This window comes from Sphingobium sp. B10D7B (genome assembly GCF_025961955.1).
Classification (GTDB): Bacteria; Pseudomonadota; Alphaproteobacteria; order Sphingomonadales; family Sphingomonadaceae; genus Sphingobium.
Genome location: NZ_JAOQOQ010000001.1, coordinates 3,093,198 through 3,113,039 on the forward strand (window position 1 = coordinate 3,093,198; position 19,842 = coordinate 3,113,039).

The window sequence follows — 19,842 nt, forward strand, 5'->3', positions numbered from 1 at the left end:
TCGAAACTTTCAGAGCATTTTCAGCAAAAGTGGAAACCGGTTTTGCGTCCGAAACTGCTCAATCAACCAAATTCAGGCTCAGGCTTCGGCGGCTGCCGGAGCGGCGTCGGCCTTCTTGGCGGCGGCCTTCTTCTTCGGCGCTTCGCCGCCGATCGCCACGATCTTGAGGATCGTGTGCTGCTGGCGATGGCCGTTGCGACGACGGTAATTGTGCCGGCGACGCTTCTTGAAGACGATCACCTTCTCGCCCTTGGCCTGGGCAATGATCTCAGCCGAGACCGTGAGGCCCTTGCTGTCCTTGATTTCCGAGCCGTCACCCGCGAGCAGGACATCGTCCAGCGTGACGGTTTCGCCGGCTTCACCAGCGATCTTCTCGACGACGATCTTGTCTCCGGCGGCGACGCGATATTGCTTGCCGCCCGTACGCACGACAGCGAACATGGGCTTAACTTCCATCAATCAAATGCTTGGCGCGAACGGCATGGCACAGCCATTTGGAGCTGTCCGCGCGGGAATGTGGCCCCTTAGTGAGGGTCGCCGGACCTGTCAACGGAAAGACTCGGATTTTCGCCGCGCAACCTCACGCGCCGCGCCATCAAACCGGCAACGGGCACCGGCTGCGCGCCATGGTTGAAGCGCTTCTCCCGCCACCCTAAATGAAAGGCATCATGCTGCGCCGACTCACCGCCTTTTTCGCCCTGATGATTCTGGGCTCCGCCGTCAACGCGCAGGCCGACCCGCGCGCCTTCCCGTCGCTGGCCAAACGTCCGGTGGAGAGCCGCGATCGCACGGTGCCCCCGGCCCCGGCGATCAAGCCCGCCGCGACGGACCCGGCGCTCGCCACGCAGGTGGATCGCTTCACCCGCGAGGCGGGCAGTGCCGACACGGCCTTTCAGAGCCTGCTCGCCGGCAGTCGCGCCAGCGTGGCAGCAGGGGCAGGCGCAGCGCCCAACAGCGAATCCTGGGTGACCGCCCAGACGGCGATCAGCGCGCTCGACAGTGCCCGCTATGAAAGCGTCGCCGCGCTCGCCGCGCTCGATACGCTGTTTGTTGAGCGGCAGGACGCGGAGGATGCCGCCCGCGTCGCCGCAGACCTCGCCGTCATCGATCCGGCCCGGGTGCGCGTCCTGGCAATGGTCGACGCGCAGAATGATGCGCTGGATGCCCTCAGGCGCCAGCTTCCGCAGCCTTGAGCGCGGCGGTGTGCAGCGCCGCCTCCTCGACATAGGCCTCCACGCCGCGGCGCATCCCGTGCAGGTCGGCCTCGCCGAGATCGCGCATATATTTGGCCGGTCGCCCGCTCCAGAGCTGGCCTGACGGCATGCGCTTGCCGGGCGTGAGCATCGCGCCTGCCGCGAGCATCGCATCCCCCTCGATGACGCATCCGTCCATCACGATGGCGCCCATGCCGACGAAGGCGCGATTCTCCAGCGTGCAGCCATGGATGATAGCCATATGCCCGATCAGCACATCGTCGCCGATGATCGCCGGATGGCCCCCATCGCCGAAATCGCTCTCGACATGGACGGTGCTGCCATCCTGAATGTTCGAGCGCGCGCCGACGCGAATGGCGTTGATGTCCGCCCGCAGCACGCAATTATACCAAACGCTGGCCTGCGGGCCGATCTCGACGTCGCCGATGATGACGCAGCCCGGCGCCACGAAGGCGGTCTCGTGAATCTTCGGCGTCTTGCCGTTGAAGGGAAGGATAAGAGGCCTGGTCATGACTTGTCCTCGCTCAGCGCCGTCCAGTCCGCCCGCCGCATCTCATAGATGATCGTGGGATTGTCGGCAGCGGGATAACGGCTGTCACCATAGTCCAGATCGGCACGACGCCGCATGCCGAGCTTCTCCATCAGGCCCCAGGAGGGCGGATTGCTGAGCGAGGTCTGCGCGAAGACCGCCGGCAGATCCCACGATCCGAACGCCCGCGCCAACATCGCCCGCGCAGCCTCCTGCGCATAGCCGTTGCGCCAGCAATCGTGCCGGATGATCCAGCCGATCTCCCACTGCCCGGCCAGCGCGGCCGGGGCTTCCGGCGAATCGATGACGCCAAGCCCGCAATCGCCGAGCAGCAGCCCATCGGCCTTGCGCTCGATCATCGCCAGCGAGATGCCCTTGGTCTCCCAATCGGCGGCAATCCGAGCGAAATTGTCTGCAATGGCCTCCGCCGGTCTGGGGCCGCCCAGATAGGCCCGCACTTCCGGCGTGTTCATGTGGGCAAGCCAGACCGCCTGATCGCCCGGCCGCTCGGTCCGCAGGATCAGCCGCTCGGTTTCAGCGATCATTCTGGCCATGGCGCTCCCTCACTGGCCCGCTCAGCCGCCCAGCAGCCGGGCGGCATGCAGCGCGTGATAGGTCAGCACGCCCGTGCAGCCGGCCCGCTTGAAGCTCATCAGCGTTTCCATCACCAGCGCGTCGCGCTCGCCCGCGCCGACGGTCACGGCGGCCTCGATCATCGCATATTCGCCGCTCACCTGATAGGCGAAGACCGGGATGTTGAAGGCATCCTTCACCCGCGCGACGATATCGAGATAGGGCAGACCGGGCTTGACCATCACGCTGTCCGCGCCCTCGGCAATGTCCATCGCCACTTCGCGCAGCGCCTCGGCGCCATTGGCCGGGTCCATCTGGTAGCTCTTCTTGTCGCCCTTGAGCAGCCCGCCCGAGCCCACCGCATCGCGGAACGGACCATAGAAGGCGCTCGCATATTTGGCGGCGTAGGCCATGATCTGCACATTGGCGTGACCATCGGCCTCCAGCGCTTCGCGAATCGCGCCGATGCGCCCGTCCATCATGTCGCTCGGCGCGATGATGTCCGCCCCGGCGGCGGCCTGATTGAGCGCCTGGCCGATCAGCATCTCCACCGTAGCATCGTTCACGACATAGCCGGCTTCATCGAGCAGGCCGTCTTGGCCGTGCGCGGTATAGGGGTCGAGCGCCACGTCGGTCAGCAGGCCGATCTGTGGCACGGCATCCTTGATCGCGCGGATCGCCTCGCACATCAGATTGTCCGGATTGAGCGCCTCCGTGCCATCGTCACTACGCAAATCATGCGGGGTGTTGGGGAACAGGGCGAGGCAGGGAATGCCCGCCGCCGCAGCCTCCCGTGCGCGCGCCACGGCCAGATCGACCGACCAGCGCGAGACGCCCGGCAGCGAGCCGACCGGCTCCTCGACCCCGCGCCCCGCCGTGATGAACAGCGGCCAGATGAAATCGGCCGGCGTCAGGCGATGCTCGGCATGAAGGCGGCGGCTCCAGGCGGCAGCGCGGGTACGGCGAAGGCGAAGCTCGGGATAGGCAGCGTGCGTCATGCCGGCGGGATAGGCCTCTCGCGCGCCCCGATCAATGGCTGCGGCGCCGCTCGCCCTTGAGAGACGGTGGGGCGCGCCCATCCACGTTCATTCCTTCGACAAATGATATTCAATCCGTTACGCCGTCGCAAACGGCCGATATCCGGCCAACAACAGATCCGAGGGAGAGGCAGGCATGGCATCCACCGCCGCCACCACATTCAGCGCCGCGCTGGCCAGCAGGCCCGTGCGCAGGTTCCAGTGGATCACGGTCGGCATCTGCCTGCTCATCCTCGTCAGCGATGGCATCGACATGCAGCTGCTCGGCATCGTCGCGCCCCTGGTGATCGCCGATTTCGGCGTGGATCGCGGCACATTCGGCATTGCGATGAGCGCGGCGCTGATCGGCTTCGGTCTCGGCGGCTGGCTGGGCGGGATGCTGGGCGACAGGATCGGCCGGCGCTACGCCCTCGCCTTCGCCGCCATCATCTTCGGCATCGGCACCATCGCGGCGGGCCAGGCCGGCAGCGTGACCAGCATGGCTCTGTGGCGCTTGGTGAGCGGCATCGGCTTTGGCGCGGCCTATTCCAACGCGCTGACCATGGCCAGCGAGTGGCTGCCGGACCGGCTGCGGCCGATCACGGTCAGCTCGCTCTCGGTCGGCACGCCGATTGGCGGCGCCGTCGTCGGCTGGGTCGCCCCGGCCCTGTCGGACCTTTATAGCTGGCGCTGGACCTTCATGGTCTTCGGCATCGCGACGCTCTTCCTCATCGTGCTGATTATCGCTGTGCTGCGCGACAGCCCCTCCTTCCTTATCGCGCGCGGCCGCAAGGCGGAGGCGCAGGCCGTTGCCCGCCGCGTGCTGGATGAAGACATCGACCTCATGCCGGAGCGCCATCGCGCGGATGATGGCGCCGGCGTCGCCATCGGCGTGCTCCACCGCAGCAATCTGCGGATGAACATCGGCGTCTGCACCTCCTTCACCGCCTGCGCCCTCGTCGCCTATGGCATCCTCAACTGGTCCACCACATTCCTGACCGCCGCCGGCTTCACCCTGCCCCAGGCGGGCAATGCCGTCTCGGTGGCAGGCATCACCTCCATGATCGCAGCGATTGCCGCCGGTTTCCTCAGCCGGCGGCTGGGCACCCGCACGGTGATGAGCGGCATCAGCATCGCGCTGTTCCTCTGCATCGTCGCGCTCGGCTTTTTCGTCGAGACGCTCTCGCCCGTGCCGACCGAGACCGAGCGGCTGATCGTGGTCAGCCTGATCGGCGCCTCGGCGGCGGCGTTCAGCGGCGGCATCGCGACCATGTATGTCATCATGACCCATGGCTATCCGCCCTCCTGCCGCTCGTCGGGAATCGGCTTCGGCATCTTCATGAGCCGGGTTGGCGCGGTGTCGGCCAGTGCATTCGGCGGCGCGCTGCTGGAGCTGGGCAATGGCAGCGTCATCCCCTTCTTCGCAGTTCTGGCGGTCGGCGCCATTCTCGTCTCGGCAGCCTCCTTCATTGTCGACCAGCATATGCCGCCCGCCGGGCGCCCCGTCCCGCTGCCGGCCTGAGCGGATCGAGCCACGGGAACCGAATCCGCGCAGGCCCGCTTAAGGCGCATGCTGGCGCGCGCACCATTTGAGGATGTTCTGGAGGAGATCGCCTCAGGCGACCTCTCGTCCGGCTCCGGCACGGCCGCAGCCTGTGCGCTGGCGATGGGCATTGCCTGCCTGCGCAAGGCGATCGCAGTGAGCCTCCACCATCCCCCCATCGACCCCGCCCTGCACGATTCGGCGGCTCGGCTGTGCGCCCTGCAGGATCGCGCGCTCGCCGCCGCCAAGGCGGACGCCGTCGGCTTTCCGCGCCTCGTCCGCGCCCGCCCGGATGGCGAGAAAGCGCAGGCGGCAGACGATCTGGTGGCGCTGGCCGACCGCTTCACATGGCTCTGCGCGCAACTCATGTCGGAAGCCGAGCGACTGGCGCCGCTGCTACGCGCCAACATGGCCAATGACATCCTCGCCGCTCGCCGATTGGCCGACGCCGCCTCCGCGATCATGGAGGCCAATGGCTCGGAGAATGCAGGCGACGCAACCGAAGGCGCATAGCTCCCCTACCCAAGCGCCGCTGCGCTTGCTAATCGCGCGGCATGACAGATTTTCGCGATCCGCTGGACAGCATCAAGGACCACCCCTTCGATTCAGCCCTGTCCGAGCGATATCTGGTCTATGCGCTCTCCACGATCACCGCGCGCTCGCTGCCCGATCTGCGCGACGGCTTGAAGCCGGTCCACCGCCGCCTGCTGTGGGCGATGCGCCTTTTGCGGCTCGAACCGAGCGGGCCGGCGCCGGATATTTTGGTCGCCAATCCCGAGCGGAACACCACCAGCTACAAGAAATGCGCCCGCGTCGTGGGCGACGTCATCGGCAAATATCACCCGCATGGCGATGCCTCGGTCTATGACGCGATGGTCCGGCTGGCACAGGATTTCTCCCTGCGCACCCCGCTGGTCGACGGGCAGGGCAATTTCGGCAATATCGATGGCGATAACGCCGCCGCCATGCGCTACACCGAGGCGCGGCTGACGCAGGCCGCTGCCGATCTGATGGCCGGCCTCGACCACGGCACCGTCGATTTCCGCCCGACCTATAATGGCGAAGAGGAAGAGCCCGAGGTCTTCCCCGGCCTGTTCCCCAATCTGCTCGCCAATGGCGCCAGCGGCATCGCGGTGGGCATGGCGACCAGCATTCCGCCGCACAATGTCGCCGAGGTGATCGACGCGGCCACGCTGCTGATCGACCAGCCGGAGGCCGATCACGCCCAGCTCATGCAGTATATGAGAGGGCCGGACTTCCCGACCGGCGGCGTGCTGGTCGATCCGCCCTCGGTGATCTCGGACGCCTATGCGACCGGCCGGGGCAGCATGCGCCTGCGCGCCCGCTGGCACCGCGAGGATGAAGGGCGCGGCACCTGGATCGCAGTGATCGACGAGATTCCCTATGGCGTTGCCAAGGGCAAGCTGATCGAGCAGATCGCCCAGCTCATCGCCGACAAGAAGCTGCCGATCCTCGCCGACGTGCGCGACGAGTCGGACGAGGTTCTGCGCATCGTGCTGGAGCCCCGCGCCCGCACGGTGGACCAGGACGTGCTGATGGACAGCCTGTTCCGTCTCACCGATCTGGAAAGCCGCTTCCCGCTCAACATGAACGTGCTGGATGCCAGCCACACGCCGCGCGTCATGGGCCTGCGCGATCTGCTGACCGAATGGCTCAAGCACCAGATCGAGGTGCTGGTCCGCCGCGCCCGGCACCGCATCGAGCAGATCGACAACCGGCTGGAGCTGCTCGACGGCTATATCATCGCCTATCTCAACCTCGACCGGGTGATCGAGATCATCCGCAGCGAGGATGAGCCCAAGCCGGTGATGATGGCGGAGTTCCAGCTGACCGACCGGCAGGCCGAGGCGATCCTCAACATGCGGCTGCGCTCGCTGCGCAAGCTGGAGGAAATGGAGTTGCGGCGCGAGCGCGACGACCTCGCCGCCGAACGCGAAGATCTGCACAAGCTCGTCGAATCGCCCGCCCGCCAGCGCACCCGCCTCAAGCGCGACCTTGCCGATCTGCGCAAGCGCTACACGCCGGAAAAGGGCATCGGCGCACGACGAACCGGGCTGGAGCAGGCCGGGCCGGCGCGCGAAATTCCGCTGGAGGCGATGATCGAGCGCGAGCCGATCACCGTCATCATGTCCCAGCGCGGATGGATTCGCGCGATGAAGGGCCATGCCGATCTCACCGCGACCGATGCGCTCAAGTTCAAGGAAGGCGATGGCCCGGCCTATGCCTTCCATGCGCAGACCACCGACAAGCTGCTGCTCGCCGGATCGGACGGGCGCTTCTACACGCTGGGCGCTGACAAGCTGCCGGGCGGACGCGGGTTTGGCGAGCCGGTGCGGCTGATGATCGATCTGGCCAATGAGACCGACATCGTCGCGCTGTTGCCGGCCAGGGCGGACGGCAAACTGCTGCTCGCCGCCAGCGACGGGCGCGGCTTTATCGCGGCGATGAGCGAGATCATCGCCGAGACCCGCAAGGGCCGGCAGGTGGTGAACCTCAAGGCCGGCGCGCAGCTCAAGGTCGTGCGGCCGGTGGCACCGGGGGCCGATTCGGTCGCTGTCATCGGCGAGAATCGCAAGCTGGTCATCTTCTCGCTCGCCGAACTGCCGGAAATGGCGCGCGGACAGGGCGTCACCCTGCAGCGCTACAAGGATGGCGGCCTCTCCGACGCGATGACGCTTACGCTGGCGCAGGGCCTCTCCTGGACGATGGGCGGGGACAGCGGCCGGACTCGCACCGAAACCGACCTGCTCTCCTGGCGCGCGGCCCGCGGCGCTGCCGGGCGAATGCCGCCCAACGGCTTCCCCCGCGACAACCGATTCGACTGACCCGTCAGCGCACAAATCCTCCTTTTCCCGTCACGGGACGAGGGGGACTGTTGCAGCATCAACAAAAATAGGGGCTTGCGCCAGACTTTCAGCCTTAATTTACCATGGGCCGTTAACCCGGCGATCCATGACGGCAAGCGCAAAACGCGAGACGGAGCATGTAGAGGCAGCGGCACGCCCGCGCCCTGCGCCCTTTGACGCCTCCATGACAGCGCCCTTGCCGGCGGTCGACGACCTGCGCGGCTATACCGCCTTCCTCAAGGCGCTCCCTTATCCCGCCGCGCTGTTGACCCAGTCCCCCTCAGGCCTGCACGTTCTGGTCGGCAATGCGGAGTTTTTCAGCTTCGTCGAGGATCAGGCCGCCAACGAATTGCTCGACAGCGAGGACAGCCAACGCAGGCAGCGCAACTGGCGGCACCGCGCGCAGGCGATGTTCGATTCGCAGCGCCGCTCCGACCGCTTCGAGCTGGAATTTCATGACCGGCTCGGGCTGCGCGCCTACAGCTGCTCGCTGACCTGGGTTGAGGAAGACGATGCGCAGCCCGCCCGGCTGGTGCTCTTCACCGCCACGGACCGCACCAGCGAGCGCAATGCGGAAAGCACATTGCGCAAGGAGCTGATGACGGACAGCCTGACCTCGCTGCCCAACCGCATCGGCTTTGTCGAGCAGATCGAAGGCCTCGCCGAAAACGGCCGCCCGGCCGCCAGCAAGGCGACCTATGCGATCATCGGCTTCGATCTCGTGCGCTTCAGCCGCATCAACGAATCGCTGGGCGCCATGGCGGGCGACGAGCTGATCATCACCGTCGCGCGGCGCGTCAAATCCGTGCTGCGCGCGGGCGACGTGCTGGCCCGAATCGGCGGCAACGAGTTCGCCATCTTCGCCCATGTCGGCCACGGCCTGTCCGAAGTGCTCCAGATCGCCGAGCGCGTGCGCAAGGCGTTCGAGGCACCGATCCGCCTCTCCACCTATCTCATCAACGTCGAGGTCGCGCTGGGCTGCGCGCTGGCGCAGGAAGACAGCGACGATATCGAGCGGCTGCTCCGGCAGGCGCAGGCGGCCGTGAAGCGCGCCAAGAAATCCGGCGCGCTGGAGGTCTACCGCGCCAATGTGCTCCGCGAGGCGCTCAAGCGCTTCACACTGGAGAACCGCCTGCGCGAGGCGATCGACAATGGCGAGCTGACCATGGTGTTCCAGCCGCTCATCAACCTGCAGACCGGCGCGGTGAAGGGCTTCGAGGCGCTCACCCGCTGGGAAGATTCGGTGCTGGGGCAGGTCTCCCCCAATGAGTTCATTCCTGTCGCCGAGGAATCGGGGCTGATCGTGCCGCTGGGGCGCTGGGCGATGTGCGAGTGCGTGCAGACCCTCGCGGATTGGGACAGGCGGTTCGGGGAAACCCTGCCGATCACCATGAACGTCAACCTCTCACCGGTGCAGATGGTGCGCGACAATGTGCCCCGCGCGGTGGAAGAAGCGCTGCGCTATGCCGGCATCGCCGGCAACCGCCTGATCATCGAGCTGACCGAAAGCGCGCTCATCGCCGACCCGGACAAGACCCGGCAATTGCTCGGCGCGCTGCAGGCGATGGACGTGACGGTGGCGATGGACGATTTCGGCACCGGCTTTTCCAACCTCGCCAGCCTCCAGTCGCTCCCCATCGACGTGCTCAAGATCGACCGCAGCTTCGTGACGGACATGATCGGCGACGCCGACAAGATCGCCATCGTGCGCGCCATCGTCAGCCTCGCCGGCGCGCTCGGCATGGAAACCACGGCGGAGGGCATCGAGACCCCGGACATGGCCGATGCCCTGCGCAAGCTCGGCTGCCATTTCGGCCAGGGCTATCACTTCGCGCGCCCCCTGCCGCCGCAGGAGGCCTTCCACTACTGGCTGGAGCGCAGCGCCGCCCCCACCATCTGACGCGCCATCTCGCGCGTCTCATCCGGCGCGGGAAAGCCCCGGTCGATCCACGCTCTCTCCAGCGCCTGAAGCGTCCGCGCCACCAGCGGGCCGGCCGTCAGCCCCATCGCAATCAGATCGCCCCCCGAAAGCGGCAGGCGCGGCGCCTGCCAGCCGATCAGCGCGGGCGCGCAGTCGGGCGAAAAGGCCCGGCCCAGCAGGATGTGATCGACCGCGCTGTCCTCGCCCAGCGCATAGGCCAGTGCCTGCGGAGTGGCCGCCGAGGCCAGCGTAGCCGCCGCGCGCAAACGCTGCCGCGCCTTGTTGGAGAGGCGCAGCCGTGCACCGACCTGATCGGCCAGCGCGCCATCGGGCGGCAGCAGCGCCGCCAGACGACGCAAGCCGGCCGGCGCAATGCCCGTCGCCTGCTCGGCGGCGATCAGCGCGCGCAGGGCGGCCACGCCATGGGCATCGATCTCCGGCAGCACGGATGCCAACACCCCATCGCCCACCATCGCCGCGATCACGTCGGCTGGATCGGGCAGACCGAGCAGCTTGAGCATCTCGTCCGCGACGCGCTCGCGAGAGAGCGCCATGAGGCTGGTCGCGTGCGCCACGCAGGCGCGATAATCCGGCGCGTCGCGATCCAGCGTGCCAAACCGGGCCGTAAAGCGGAAATAGCGCAGGATGCGCAGATGATCCTCGGCGATGCGCTGATTGGGATCGCCGATGAAGCGCACGCGGCGAGCCAGCAGATCGGCGCGCCCGTCGAAATAATCCGACAAGGCGCCGCTGGCGGGATCGGCATACAGCGCGTTCATCGTGAAGTCGCGGCGTGCCGCGTCATCCCGCCAATCCGTGCCGAAGGCGACCGTGGCCCGGCGCCCATCGGTGGAAACATCTCGCCGCAATGTGGTGATCTCAATCGGGCGATGATCGAGAATGGCCGTGATCGTGCCATGCGCGATGCCGGTCGGCACGGCGCGCAGGCCAGCGGCCTTCACGCGGCGGACCACCTCTTCCGGCAGGTGAACGGTCGCGATGTCGATATCCTTGACCGCGATGCCCAGCAGGGCATCCCGCACCGCGCCGCCGACGAAGCGCGCTTCGCCTTGGTCCGCGCCCAGCGCCTCGCAGAGTGCCAGCAGGCCCGGCCAGGCCCGCCACTCGGCATCGGGGAGCCGCTCGGGGAGGGCCGCGCTCATGCTGCCGCCTCGATGCGCCGGGCGAGGTTGACCAGCATCGCTGCCGTCACGCCCCAGATGCGGTGCTCCTGCCACAGAAACTCGTAATAGCTGCGGGTGCCGCCTTCCCAGTCCACGGTGCGCAACGCCCGGTTGGTGGGATCGAGCAGAAAATCGAGCGGCACCTCGAAGATGGCGTCAACCTCCGCCTCGGACGGCCGCAACGCCAGATCGGGCGGGACGATGCCGACAATCGGCTCGATCTCGAACCCCGTGCCGGTGCGGAAGCGATCCGACCGGCCCATCACCTCCACCGCCTCGGGCGGGAGCGCGATTTCCTCATGCGCCTCGCGCAGCGCTGCCTCCACCGCATCGCGATCACCCGGGTCCAGCCGGCCACCGGGAAAGGCGACCTGTCCGGCATGGGCGCGCAGCCCTGCGTGGCGCAGGGTGAAGATCATGCCCGGATCGGGGCGGTCTGTGACCGCGATCAGCACCGCTGCCGGCGTGAACGGCCCCGCCGGCTCGGGCCGGTTGCGATACAGGAAGAAATCATGGGTATGCGCCGAGTCGAATTCCGGCCGCAGCGAGGCCGTGAGTCGGTCCCGCCAACTCATGCCGCCGTCTCCAGCGCGTGAAAGACGCCGCCGCTCCACAGACCCAGAGGATCGTGCCCCTCCGCAATGGCAAGTTCGGCCAGCGCATAATAGACCGGGCGGATCAGCCGCGCGCGCAGGCCAGCCTCCAGCCCGAGCGCGGGACGCGGCCCCGCCGCATTCTCTTCCATCCCCAACGGATGGGCGCCGTCAGCCGTGACCCACTGCCCGGTCGCCCCAATGCGGAACCGCAGCGTGCGCGCCTGCCCGTCCCCCTCGCTCGCCATTTCCACCGCGAACAAAGGCGCGTCCTCGACCTCGATGTCGAGCATCTCGACCGGCGTCACCAGCACATGCCGCCCGTCCGGCTCGCGCCGCAGCAGGCGCGCGAACAGACTCACCAGCTCGGGGCGGCGGATCTCGCGCTCTTCATGAAACCAGCGGCCCTGCGCATCGATTCGCATGGCGCTGTGCCCGCAGCGCGTGGGCGACCAGTCCATGACCGGATAAGGGCGCGCCGGATCGGCATCCTGCGGGACGCCGGCAATGGGCAGATCGGAACCGGGATCGAGAGGCGCAACCATGCGCTGCAGATAGGCAAGGCCAGCCGGCTTGGCAAAGGGCGTCTCGCACTGGTGCCACGCGGTGCTGACCGCGATCAGCGCGCTCAGACCGCCGGCGTGGCCGTCGCCCCCGCCACCATGGCCGTGCCGCGCGGGCCAAGACTGCCAGCGGAGGGCAGCGCCACGCCGGGCGCCGCGCGGGTCAGCAAGCGGTGCCGCTCCACCGGACCGGGCACGGCCCAATCCCCCGTTGCATCGGCCGTAAAGCCCCAGAAGCGGCCATAATATTCGGGATCGCCGATCATCACCAGCGGATCGCCCGGATGCAGATCGACGGTTTCGATCAGCCGGTCCATCAGCGCGCGGCCGGTGCCATGGCGCTGCATCGCTGGGACTACCGCGACCGGCCCGACCATGATCAGCGGTGTCTCGCGACCGTCCGGGCCGTGCAGGGCCACCGGCCAGCTTTGCAGCGTGCCGATCACTTGCCCGTCCGAATCGAAGGCGGCGAAGGAAAGGTCCGTGAACCAGGCCATGCCCAGGCGGATGCGATAGGCCGTGCGGCCGTGGCGCGCCGGGCCAAATGCCGCATCGAGCAGCGCGGTGATGGCCGCGTCTCCGGTTCCTGCCAGCTCGCCGATCCGTGTCACCGCTTGCCGTCCGCCTTCCAAGCGGGCAATAGCGCCCGAGGCGGCGGCCTTTAGCGCTTCACGCCCAAATGAAAAGGGTTATTCGAGGCTATGATGGCGGGACGCGAGGCGGGAATGCCAGGAACGGGAGGGCACAGCGCCAATCCGGCAAACGGCGTGAATCCCATGGATGACATGCTGCTGCTCGAGATCGAGGATCTTGAGGTGGATGTGCTGACCGGCATCTATTCCGAGGAAACCCATCTGCCGCAGCCGCTGCGAATCAGCATTCGCGCCCTGCTCGAGCATCGCAGCCATTACGAGCCGAATACGCCGCTCAGCACGTCCAAAAACTATATGGACCTCAAGCATGCGGCGACCACGGCGATCACCCGGGGCCAGCACTTCATGCTGGTCGAGGCCGTGGCCGATCACATCATCGACACCATCTTCCTGCAGGACCGCAAGGCGCGCCATGTGACGGTGAAGATCGTCAAGCTGGCCCTCTCCGAGCGGAACGAAAAGATCGGCATCACTCTCTCCCGCTGGCGGAAATAGGGTCCGCAGACCCACATCCCTCCGCCCCCCCCCCCCGTTCGCGTCGAGCGAAGTCGAGACACGAACGGGATGTGTGGGGGCGCGAAAACCTAACCCTTCTTCAGCCCAATCTCCCGCAGCCGCTCATGCAGATAATCATGCGCGCTGATCGGCGGTTCACGCAGCGGATTTTCCGCGCTCACGCATTGCGGCAGCGCCTCGATCATCACGTCCGGCTCCAGATGCAGGAAGAAGGGCATGGAATAGCGCGGAATGTGGCGGCGCTCGGGCGGCGGATTGACGACGCGGTGGCTGGTCGAGGGCAGCACATGATTGGTCAGCCGCTGCAGCATGTCGCCGACATTGATGACCAGCGCGCCAGCGGGCGGCGTGGCCGGAATCCACTCACCCTCGCGCGTCAGCAGCTGCAGCCCGCCTTCCTCGGCGCCGAGCAGCAGGGTGATGAGGTTGATGTCCTCATGCGCGCCCGCGCGAATGCCGGGCGCCTGCGCGGAGACGGGCGGATAATGCAGCAGCCGCAGGATGGAATTGCCCTCGTCGATCTTGGCGTCGAACCAGTCGGGCGCGAGGCCGAGATGGCGCGCGACGCCGGAGAGGATGCGCGCGCCCACGGCATCGAACGCCGCGAACAGCGCCTTAAAAGTCTCCTCGAACCCCGCGATCTCGCCCGGCCAGATGTTGGGCGGCATATCCTCGGCGAGGGGATGACCGGCCGGCAGGGCGCGGCCGACATGCCAGAATTCCTTGAGGTCATTCTCGCTGGCGCCCTTGGCGACCTCTGTCCCGAACGCCGTGTAGCCGCGCTGTCCCGCGCCGCCGGGTACCAGATAGGTGCGCTTGACCGGATCGGGCAGCGCGAAGAACGCCTTTGCCAGCGCCCAGCCCCGCGCCACGAGGTCCGGGTCCATCCCGTGATCGGTGACGATGGCGAAGCCAAATTCGCGGAAGCTGGCGCCGATCGCGTCGGCAAATTCCTGCGGCGAGAGGCGCGCGAGCGAGAGAGTGGGGACATGCCCCAACGGATCGGATGACGTCATGACGGTCTGACTCGCACTGAAATGGTCAGTCCTGACTAGGCGTTCGCGGCGGGGCTGTCACGCCGGGGCTTGGTGACAGCAAAGGCCTTGCACGCCGCGTACCGGCATGGAATGGCGCCCGGGCAGGCTGGCAAAGGAGGATCGATCGCCCATGCGCTACTGGCTGATGAAATCGGAGCCCGATGTGTTCTCCTGGGACGATCTGGTCGAGAAGGGCCGCGCTGAGTGGGACGGGGTGCGCAACCATGCCGCCAAGCTGAACATGAAGGCGATGGAGGTCGGTGACCAGGCGCTGTTCTATCACAGCAATATCGGCGTCGAATGCGTCGGCATCATGGAGATCGTGCGCGGGGCCGAGCAGGACAGCACGGACGAAACCGGCAAGTGGTTCGCGGTGGAAGTCGCTCCGGTGCGCAAACTCGCCAAGCCGGTCACGCTCAAACAAATCAAGGCCGATCCTGCATTTGCGAACATGGCTTTGGTGCGACAATCGCGCCTGTCCGTGTCGTCGGTGAGCGACGAGGAATTCCAGAGGATCGTTGATTTATCGGAGCAATAATCATTCCCGATTGAATGCGCAGGCCATAACGATTGCAGTTTTTGCATTCGCGGCCCGGCCTTTGCAATTGAACTTTGCTGCGTTGCAACACAAATGGCCTCCAGAGACCCGGGCGCTACGCCCGATCAATTCCGGGAGCCACGACATGACCATTCTCAAGAAGATTTTTGCTGCCTACATCTCTGCCGCTGCCATGAGCGTTCCGTTCGGCGGCCTCTAAGCAGATGAGGCACGGCGCGACCCACTGAGGTCGCTCTGCTGCAAATCAAAAAGGCGACGCTGCAAGGCGTCGCCTTTTTTGCGCCTTTTTGCTGGCGAATCTGCGGCCGCTTCCCTACAGCGCGGAACAATGATCGGCCCGGCGCAAATTATCCCCGGACTTATCCACACTCATCCACAGTTTTGATCGCGGTCCCCGCATTGCAGCGGCGGATAATGCTTCGCACGACTCGATTCTCGTGAGACCATCAAGCCATAGAGAGACAGAAATGTTCTGTTAAATCAGAATGTTGAGTCGATCTTACGGACCAAGACCTGCGCGCGGCAACGTGCTCAGCGCATTGGTTCGGCCCGCCGCCAACCGCAGGATCACGCTTCCCCCGGGAACAGGATCGCGAGGCAGCGGGGATGGATGCAGGCTCTGCCGTCTAGGCATGATCCCACATCCGCAAAGGCCGCCACGGCTTGCCCTTCGGGCGAGCCTCGCGCGGTCGATCCGAAGGCGGCCTGCCGCAGCCGGATCAGCACGTCGGACTTCCGCAAGGAATAGGACGTGAGGCGCACGATCTCACGATCGAGAGCGTCGTGCCAGACGCCGGATGTCCCGGAGACGGGCTGGAAGGCGATGGCATCGTGGGGGCCGGTAGCGATGCCGGCCCCCATTTTCATGAGTCGCGTGCGGTGAAAACTCCCCGCGCCGGTCTTCGCTCAGGCCATCAGCGCCTCGGCCTCATCCAGCGTATCCGACAGGAGCTGGACCACGGCACGATAGGGCTCCGGCCCCGCCATGTTCAGCCCCGCGCGCTTGAGAATCTCAACCGGATAATCCGAGCCGCCGGCCTTGAGCACCGCCAGATAATTGTCCCGCGCCTTCGCCCCGCCGCGCTTGATCTCTCCCGCGAAATAGACGGCGGCGGAGAAGCAGGTGGCATATTGGTAGACATAGAAGCTGTTGTAAAAGTGCGGGATATAGGCCCATTCATTGCCATAGGCCGGCTCCATGCCGACCTTCGGCCCATGGTAGCGCGCCAGCAGATCGGTGTAGAGCGTAGTGAAGGCGCCACCGGAGAGACCGTCGCCCGCCTCGGCCCGGTCATGCGCCACCAGCTCAAACTCGGCAAACATCGTCTGGCGGAAGAAGGTGCCGCGAATATTCTCCATCCGCTGGCCGAGATAGAAGAGCTTCTCCTCGCGCGTCTTGGCCTGCGACTCCATATAATCGAGCAGCAGCAGCTCGTTCAGCGTCGAGGCGATTTCGGCGGTGAAGATCGGATAATCCGCTTTCTCGAAAGGTTGCGCGGCATTGGCGAGCAGGCTGTGCATGGCATGGCCCCACTCATGCGCATAGGTGCTCAGGCTCTCATATTCGTCGCTCAGGTTGAGCAGCAGATAGGGATGCACGTCATAGGCGCTGGACTGCATATAGGCGCCCGGCCGCTTGCCGGGCCGTGGCCACGGGTCCATCCACCGCGCAGCCGTCGCGCGTGAGAGAGAGGCGGCATAATCGGGGCCCAGCGGCTGCACCGCAGCAAGCGTCAGTCGACGCATCTCGTCGAGCGAGAAGCGGCGCCCCGTTTCGACCAGCGGCGGATAGATATCGTAATAATGGAGGTCCGGCAGCTTGAGCATCCGGCGGCGCAGCTCGAAATAACGGTGAAGCTGGGGCAGGCCCTTGTTCGTTTCCGCCACCAAGGTGCGATAGACGCCCTCAGGCACATTCGATCCGGCGAGGGCCGACGCCAGCGCGGTGGGATATTTGCGCGCCTTCGCATCGAAGATATTGCCGCGGACCTGCGCCAGATAGGTCGCACCGAAGCTGTTGCGGAACTCCCCATAGGTCTTCCAGAAGGCATCGAACACCGCCTTGCGATCCGCCCGCTCGGGCGCCGCGCGGTGGACGGTATAGCCCTGATTGTCGAGCTTCACTTTTTCGCCGGTGGACAGGGTGATGCTGGGCCAGGGAATGTCCGAACTGCGCAGCTGGTCCGAAATGTCGCCCGGTGCGGAGAGCACGGATGTTGCGCTCGCCAGCAGCCCTTCCCCTTCCGGCGAGAGCGTATGCGGCGCGCGACGCAGCATGTCGGCCAGCGCATGATCGAACCGATCGCGCAACACGGCATTCCCGGCGATGAACTGCTTGATCTTCGCCTCGCCGATGCTGAGCACTTCCGGCGCGATCCAGGCGCTGGCCTCGCTGAACGCGGTGAACAGGTCAACCGCCTGCCCCTGCTTCTCCTGGTTCGCAGACACGCGCACATCTTCGTCGGCACGCAGGCTGGCATAGACATAGACGCGCAGGATTTGCCGGTAGAGATCGGACTGCATGGTGAAGGCCGCCGCGAGCGTCTCGGCACTTTCGCCGAGCCGCCCCTTATAGGCCGCCATGCCCTTGACCGCCTCGAGCGCGGACCGGCGGGCGGTGTCCCACGCGGCATCATCGGCATAAAGCGCGCTGAGATCCCAGGTGAGATCCCGGTTGGAGGCGGTTTGCGCGGCAAGCGACGCGGGCGCCAGCGCGGCGAGGCCGGCAAGGGCGGCGGCGGCCACGGCTTCGCGGCGGGAAAGGTCGGTCATGCGGTCATCCTGATCGGGCGCCGCGGAACAGGCAGCGCCAGGTTGCGATGCCCCACTGTGTCGGCATTGCGCGCCGATGGGAAGATGCTTGTGCGAAACCGTCCGCGCCCGCACGGCCCGCCGTTGCCCAAAGGAAAAGGCCGCCGGTTTCCCGACGGCCTTCCCTGATAGAAGAAACGGTGAACTTCTTAGAAGTCCATGCCGCCCATGCCGCCCATGCCGCCGGGCATGCCAGCCGGAGCCGAGGACTTGTCCTCGGGCAGCTCGGCAATGGTCGCCTCGGTGGTGATGAGCAGACCGGCAACCGAAGCCGCGTCCTGCAGAGCCGCGCGCACAACCTTGGTCGGGTCGATCACGCCGGCTTCCACCAGGTTCTCATAGACGTCGGTCGAAGCGTTGAAGCCCCGGGTCTCGTCATTTTCGCGCAGCAGGTTGCCAGCGACGACGGCACCGTCGAAGCCCGCATTCTGAGCGATCTGACGCAGCGGCGCTTCGATGGCCTTGCGGATGATGTCGATGCCGCGGGTCTGGTCGTCATTGACGCCCTTGAGGCCGGCCAGCGCCTTGGTGGCGTACAGCAGAGCCGTACCACCGCCGGGGACAATGCCTTCCTCGACAGCCGCGCGGGTGGCGTGCAGCGCATCGTCAACGCGATCCTTGCGCTCCTTCACCTCGACCTCGGACGCACCGCCAACCTTGATGACGGCCACGCCGCCAGCCAGCTTGGCCAGACGCTCCTGCAGCTTCTCGCGGTCATAATCGGACGTGGTCGTCTCGATCTGCGCGCGGATCTGCTCGGTGCGGCCCTTGATGGCATCCGCATCGCCAGCGCCATCGACGATGGTGGTGTTGTCCTTGTCGATGGTGACGCGCTTGGCGGTGCCGAGCATGCCGACCGTGACGTTCTCGAGCTTGATGCCGAGATCCTCGGAGATCACCTCGCCCTTGGTGAGGACGGCGATGTCTTCCAGCATGGCCTTGCGACGGTCACCGAAGCCCGGTGCCTTCACGGCAGCGACCTTGAGGCCACCACGCAGCTTGTTGACGACGAGCGTGGCCAGAGCCTCACCCTCAATGTCCTCGGCGATGATGAGCAGCGGACGGCCCGACTGCACCACGGCCTCCAGGATCGGAAGCAGCGCCTGCAGCGAGGAGAGCTTCTTCTCGTGGATGAGGATGTAGGGGTCAGCCAGCTCGACCTGCATCTTCTCGGGGTTGGTGATGAAGTAGGGCGAGAGGTAGCCGCGGTCGAACTGCATGCCTTCCACGACGTCCAGCTCGAAATCGAGGCCCTTGGCTTCCTCGACCGTGATCACGCCTTCCTTGCCGACCTTTTCCATGGCCTCGGCGATCTTCTCGCCGACTTCGGTGTCGCCATTGGCCGAGATAATACCGACCTGGGCGATTTCCTTGTTGCCGGAAACGGCCTTGGAGCGGGCCTTGAGGTCCTCGACAACCTTGGTCACCGCGAGGTCGATGCCGCGCTTGAGGTCCATCGGGTTCATGCCGGCCGCAACCGACTTCATGCCCTCGCGCACGATCGCCTGGGCGAGAACGGTCGCGGTGGTGGTGCCGTCACCGGCAATGTCGTTGGTCTTCGAGGCCACTTCGCGCACCATCTGGGCGCCCATGTTCTCGAACTTGTCCTTGAGCTCGATTTCCTTGGCGACCGACACACCGTCCTTGGTGATGCGGGGGGCGCCGAAGCTTTTGTCGATCACGACGTTACGGCCCTTGGGACCGAGGGTGACCTTCACTGCATCGGCGAGAATGTCCACGCCGCGCAGGATGCGCTCACGGGCATCGCGGGAAAATTTGACGTCCTTGGCTGCCATGTTGCTAGTCCTTCCTTAAATTCAACGGAGTGCGAAAATCAGGCGATGACGCCCAGAATGTCGCTTTCCTTCATGATGAGCAGGTCTTCACCGTCGACCTTGACCTCGGTGCCGGACCACTTGCCGAACAGCACGCGGTCACCGGCCTTGACGTCGAGCGGCGTCACCTTGCCGTCTTCCGCCTTGGCGCCCGTGCCCACGGAGACGATCTCGCCTTCCTGCGGCTTTTCCTTGGCGCTGTCGGGAATGATGATGCCACCGGCAGTCTTCTCATCGGCTTCGATGCGGCGAACGAGCACGCGATCGTGCAGCGGACGAAATCCCATTATCCAAGTCCTTTCCATAGCGGCGGGCGCTGTCGCTCTCCGATGGATCGCCCGGCCGGCCCTTGCCGAAGCCTGCGCGCCCCCCGGATACCGACTCCGGCACCCCGCCTGTGAAACACTGTGTTAGCACTGTCAGCGAGT

General features: G+C 66.1%; 21 protein-coding genes. 8 read left to right on the forward strand and 13 right to left on the reverse strand.

The window, feature by feature from the left end; translation table 11 throughout:
* Positions 1-78: 78 nt before the first annotated feature.
* Positions 79-441 (reverse strand): 50S ribosomal protein L21, encoded by a 363-nt coding sequence (rplU, locus tag M2331_RS14430; RefSeq protein WP_181561558.1) that lies wholly within the window; start codon positions 439-441, stop codon positions 79-81.
* Positions 442-668: 227 nt separating this feature from the next.
* Between rplU and M2331_RS14435 the strand changes: the two genes are divergently transcribed.
* A complete protein-coding gene (locus M2331_RS14435; protein ID WP_181560914.1) occupies positions 669-1,193 on the forward strand; it encodes a hypothetical protein in 525 nt (174 codons plus the stop codon).
* Here the strand turns inward: M2331_RS14435 and M2331_RS14440 are convergent.
* Genes M2331_RS14440 through hemB form a run of 3 tightly spaced genes read right to left on the reverse strand, consistent with a single transcriptional unit; the run spans position 1,168 to position 3,314 of the window.
* The gene (locus M2331_RS14440) at positions 1,168-1,725 is read right to left on the reverse strand and encodes a gamma carbonic anhydrase family protein (protein WP_181560915.1); all 558 of its coding nucleotides are present in this window, start codon (positions 1,723-1,725) and stop codon (positions 1,168-1,170) included. The genes M2331_RS14435 and M2331_RS14440 overlap by 26 nt on opposite strands.
* Positions 1,722-2,297, reverse strand: a complete 576-nt coding sequence (locus tag M2331_RS14445) for a GNAT family N-acetyltransferase (RefSeq protein ID WP_181560916.1) — start codon at positions 2,295-2,297, stop codon at positions 1,722-1,724. Before M2331_RS14445 ends, M2331_RS14440 begins: the two co-directional genes overlap by 4 nt.
* A 21-nt stretch (positions 2,298-2,318) precedes the next feature.
* Positions 2,319-3,314: a porphobilinogen synthase gene (gene hemB, locus M2331_RS14450; protein ID WP_181561559.1), complete on the reverse strand. Its 996-nt coding sequence runs from the start codon at positions 3,312-3,314 to the stop codon at positions 2,319-2,321.
* 175 nt (positions 3,315-3,489) lie between these two features.
* Here hemB and M2331_RS14455 point away from each other — a divergent pair, with 175 nt between their 5' ends.
* From M2331_RS14455 to M2331_RS14470, 4 genes are all read left to right on the forward strand, one after another.
* Positions 3,490-4,854 (forward strand): MFS transporter, encoded by a 1,365-nt coding sequence (locus M2331_RS14455; RefSeq protein WP_181560917.1) that lies wholly within the window; start codon positions 3,490-3,492, stop codon positions 4,852-4,854.
* 48 nt (positions 4,855-4,902) lie between these two features.
* Positions 4,903-5,388 (forward strand): cyclodeaminase/cyclohydrolase family protein, encoded by a 486-nt coding sequence (locus M2331_RS14460; RefSeq protein WP_181560918.1) that lies wholly within the window; start codon positions 4,903-4,905, stop codon positions 5,386-5,388.
* 41 nt (positions 5,389-5,429) lie between these two features.
* A complete protein-coding gene (gene parC / locus M2331_RS14465) occupies positions 5,430-7,721 on the forward strand; it encodes a DNA topoisomerase IV subunit A (protein WP_181560919.1) in 2,292 nt (763 codons plus the stop codon).
* A gap of 205 nt (positions 7,722-7,926) precedes the next feature.
* A complete protein-coding gene (locus M2331_RS14470; RefSeq protein WP_181560920.1) occupies positions 7,927-9,642 on the forward strand; it encodes a putative bifunctional diguanylate cyclase/phosphodiesterase in 1,716 nt (571 codons plus the stop codon).
* On the opposite strand, the gene M2331_RS14475 is transcribed toward M2331_RS14470, so the two are convergent.
* The 4 genes from M2331_RS14475 to M2331_RS14490 all read right to left on the reverse strand — a co-directional run bounded on the left by M2331_RS14475 (position 9,606) and on the right by M2331_RS14490 (position 12,614).
* Positions 9,606-10,826: a CCA tRNA nucleotidyltransferase gene (locus M2331_RS14475; RefSeq protein ID WP_181560921.1), complete on the reverse strand. Its 1,221-nt coding sequence runs from the start codon at positions 10,824-10,826 to the stop codon at positions 9,606-9,608. The two genes, M2331_RS14470 and M2331_RS14475, sit on opposite strands and share 37 nt — an antisense overlap.
* The gene (locus tag M2331_RS14480) at positions 10,823-11,422 is read right to left on the reverse strand and encodes a CoA pyrophosphatase (RefSeq protein WP_181560922.1); all 600 of its coding nucleotides are present in this window, start codon (positions 11,420-11,422) and stop codon (positions 10,823-10,825) included. Before M2331_RS14480 ends, M2331_RS14475 begins: the two co-directional genes overlap by 4 nt.
* On the reverse strand, positions 11,419-11,985 hold the full coding sequence (locus tag M2331_RS14485; protein ID WP_181560923.1) for a DUF1285 domain-containing protein: 567 nt from the start codon (positions 11,983-11,985) through the stop codon (positions 11,419-11,421). The genes M2331_RS14480 and M2331_RS14485 overlap by 4 nt, the downstream gene beginning before the upstream one ends.
* An 83-nt stretch (positions 11,986-12,068) precedes the next feature.
* Positions 12,069-12,614, reverse strand: a complete 546-nt coding sequence (locus tag M2331_RS14490) for a GNAT family N-acetyltransferase (RefSeq protein ID WP_181560924.1) — start codon at positions 12,612-12,614, stop codon at positions 12,069-12,071.
* A 165-nt stretch (positions 12,615-12,779) separates the two neighbouring features.
* Between M2331_RS14490 and M2331_RS14495 the strand changes: the two genes are divergently transcribed.
* Positions 12,780-13,151 (forward strand): dihydroneopterin aldolase, encoded by a 372-nt coding sequence (locus M2331_RS14495; RefSeq protein WP_181560925.1) that lies wholly within the window; start codon positions 12,780-12,782, stop codon positions 13,149-13,151.
* Positions 13,152-13,240: 89 nt separating this feature from the next.
* On the opposite strand, the gene M2331_RS14500 is transcribed toward M2331_RS14495, so the two are convergent.
* Entirely contained in the window at positions 13,241-14,188 is a 948-nt protein-coding gene (locus M2331_RS14500) for an isopenicillin N synthase family dioxygenase (RefSeq protein WP_181560926.1), read from the reverse strand.
* Between the two features lie 151 nt (positions 14,189-14,339).
* Here M2331_RS14500 and M2331_RS14505 point away from each other — a divergent pair, with 151 nt between their 5' ends.
* Positions 14,340-14,747, forward strand: coding sequence for an EVE domain-containing protein (locus tag M2331_RS14505; RefSeq protein ID WP_181560927.1), 408 nt, complete (start codon positions 14,340-14,342; stop codon positions 14,745-14,747).
* A gap of 10 nt (positions 14,748-14,757) precedes the next feature.
* Positions 14,758-14,967 (forward strand): hypothetical protein, encoded by a 210-nt coding sequence (locus M2331_RS14510; RefSeq protein WP_181560928.1) that lies wholly within the window; start codon positions 14,758-14,760, stop codon positions 14,965-14,967.
* Between the two features lie 368 nt (positions 14,968-15,335).
* Here M2331_RS14510 and M2331_RS14515 read toward each other — a convergent pair whose 3' ends face one another.
* From M2331_RS14515 to groES, 4 genes are all read right to left on the reverse strand, one after another.
* Complete coding sequence (locus M2331_RS14515; RefSeq protein ID WP_181560929.1) at positions 15,336-15,635, reverse strand: hypothetical protein; 300 nt, start codon at positions 15,633-15,635, stop codon at positions 15,336-15,338.
* A gap of 39 nt (positions 15,636-15,674) precedes the next feature.
* Positions 15,675-17,540, reverse strand: a complete 1,866-nt coding sequence (gene pepF / locus M2331_RS14520; RefSeq protein ID WP_181560930.1) for an oligoendopeptidase F — start codon at positions 17,538-17,540, stop codon at positions 15,675-15,677.
* A 188-nt stretch (positions 17,541-17,728) separates the two neighbouring features.
* The gene (gene groL, locus M2331_RS14525; protein WP_181560931.1) at positions 17,729-19,375 is read right to left on the reverse strand and encodes a chaperonin GroEL; all 1,647 of its coding nucleotides are present in this window, start codon (positions 19,373-19,375) and stop codon (positions 17,729-17,731) included.
* A gap of 38 nt (positions 19,376-19,413) precedes the next feature.
* Entirely contained in the window at positions 19,414-19,701 is a 288-nt protein-coding gene (gene groES, locus M2331_RS14530; protein ID WP_181560932.1) for a co-chaperone GroES, read from the reverse strand.
* Between the last annotated feature and the right edge of the window lie 141 nt (positions 19,702-19,842).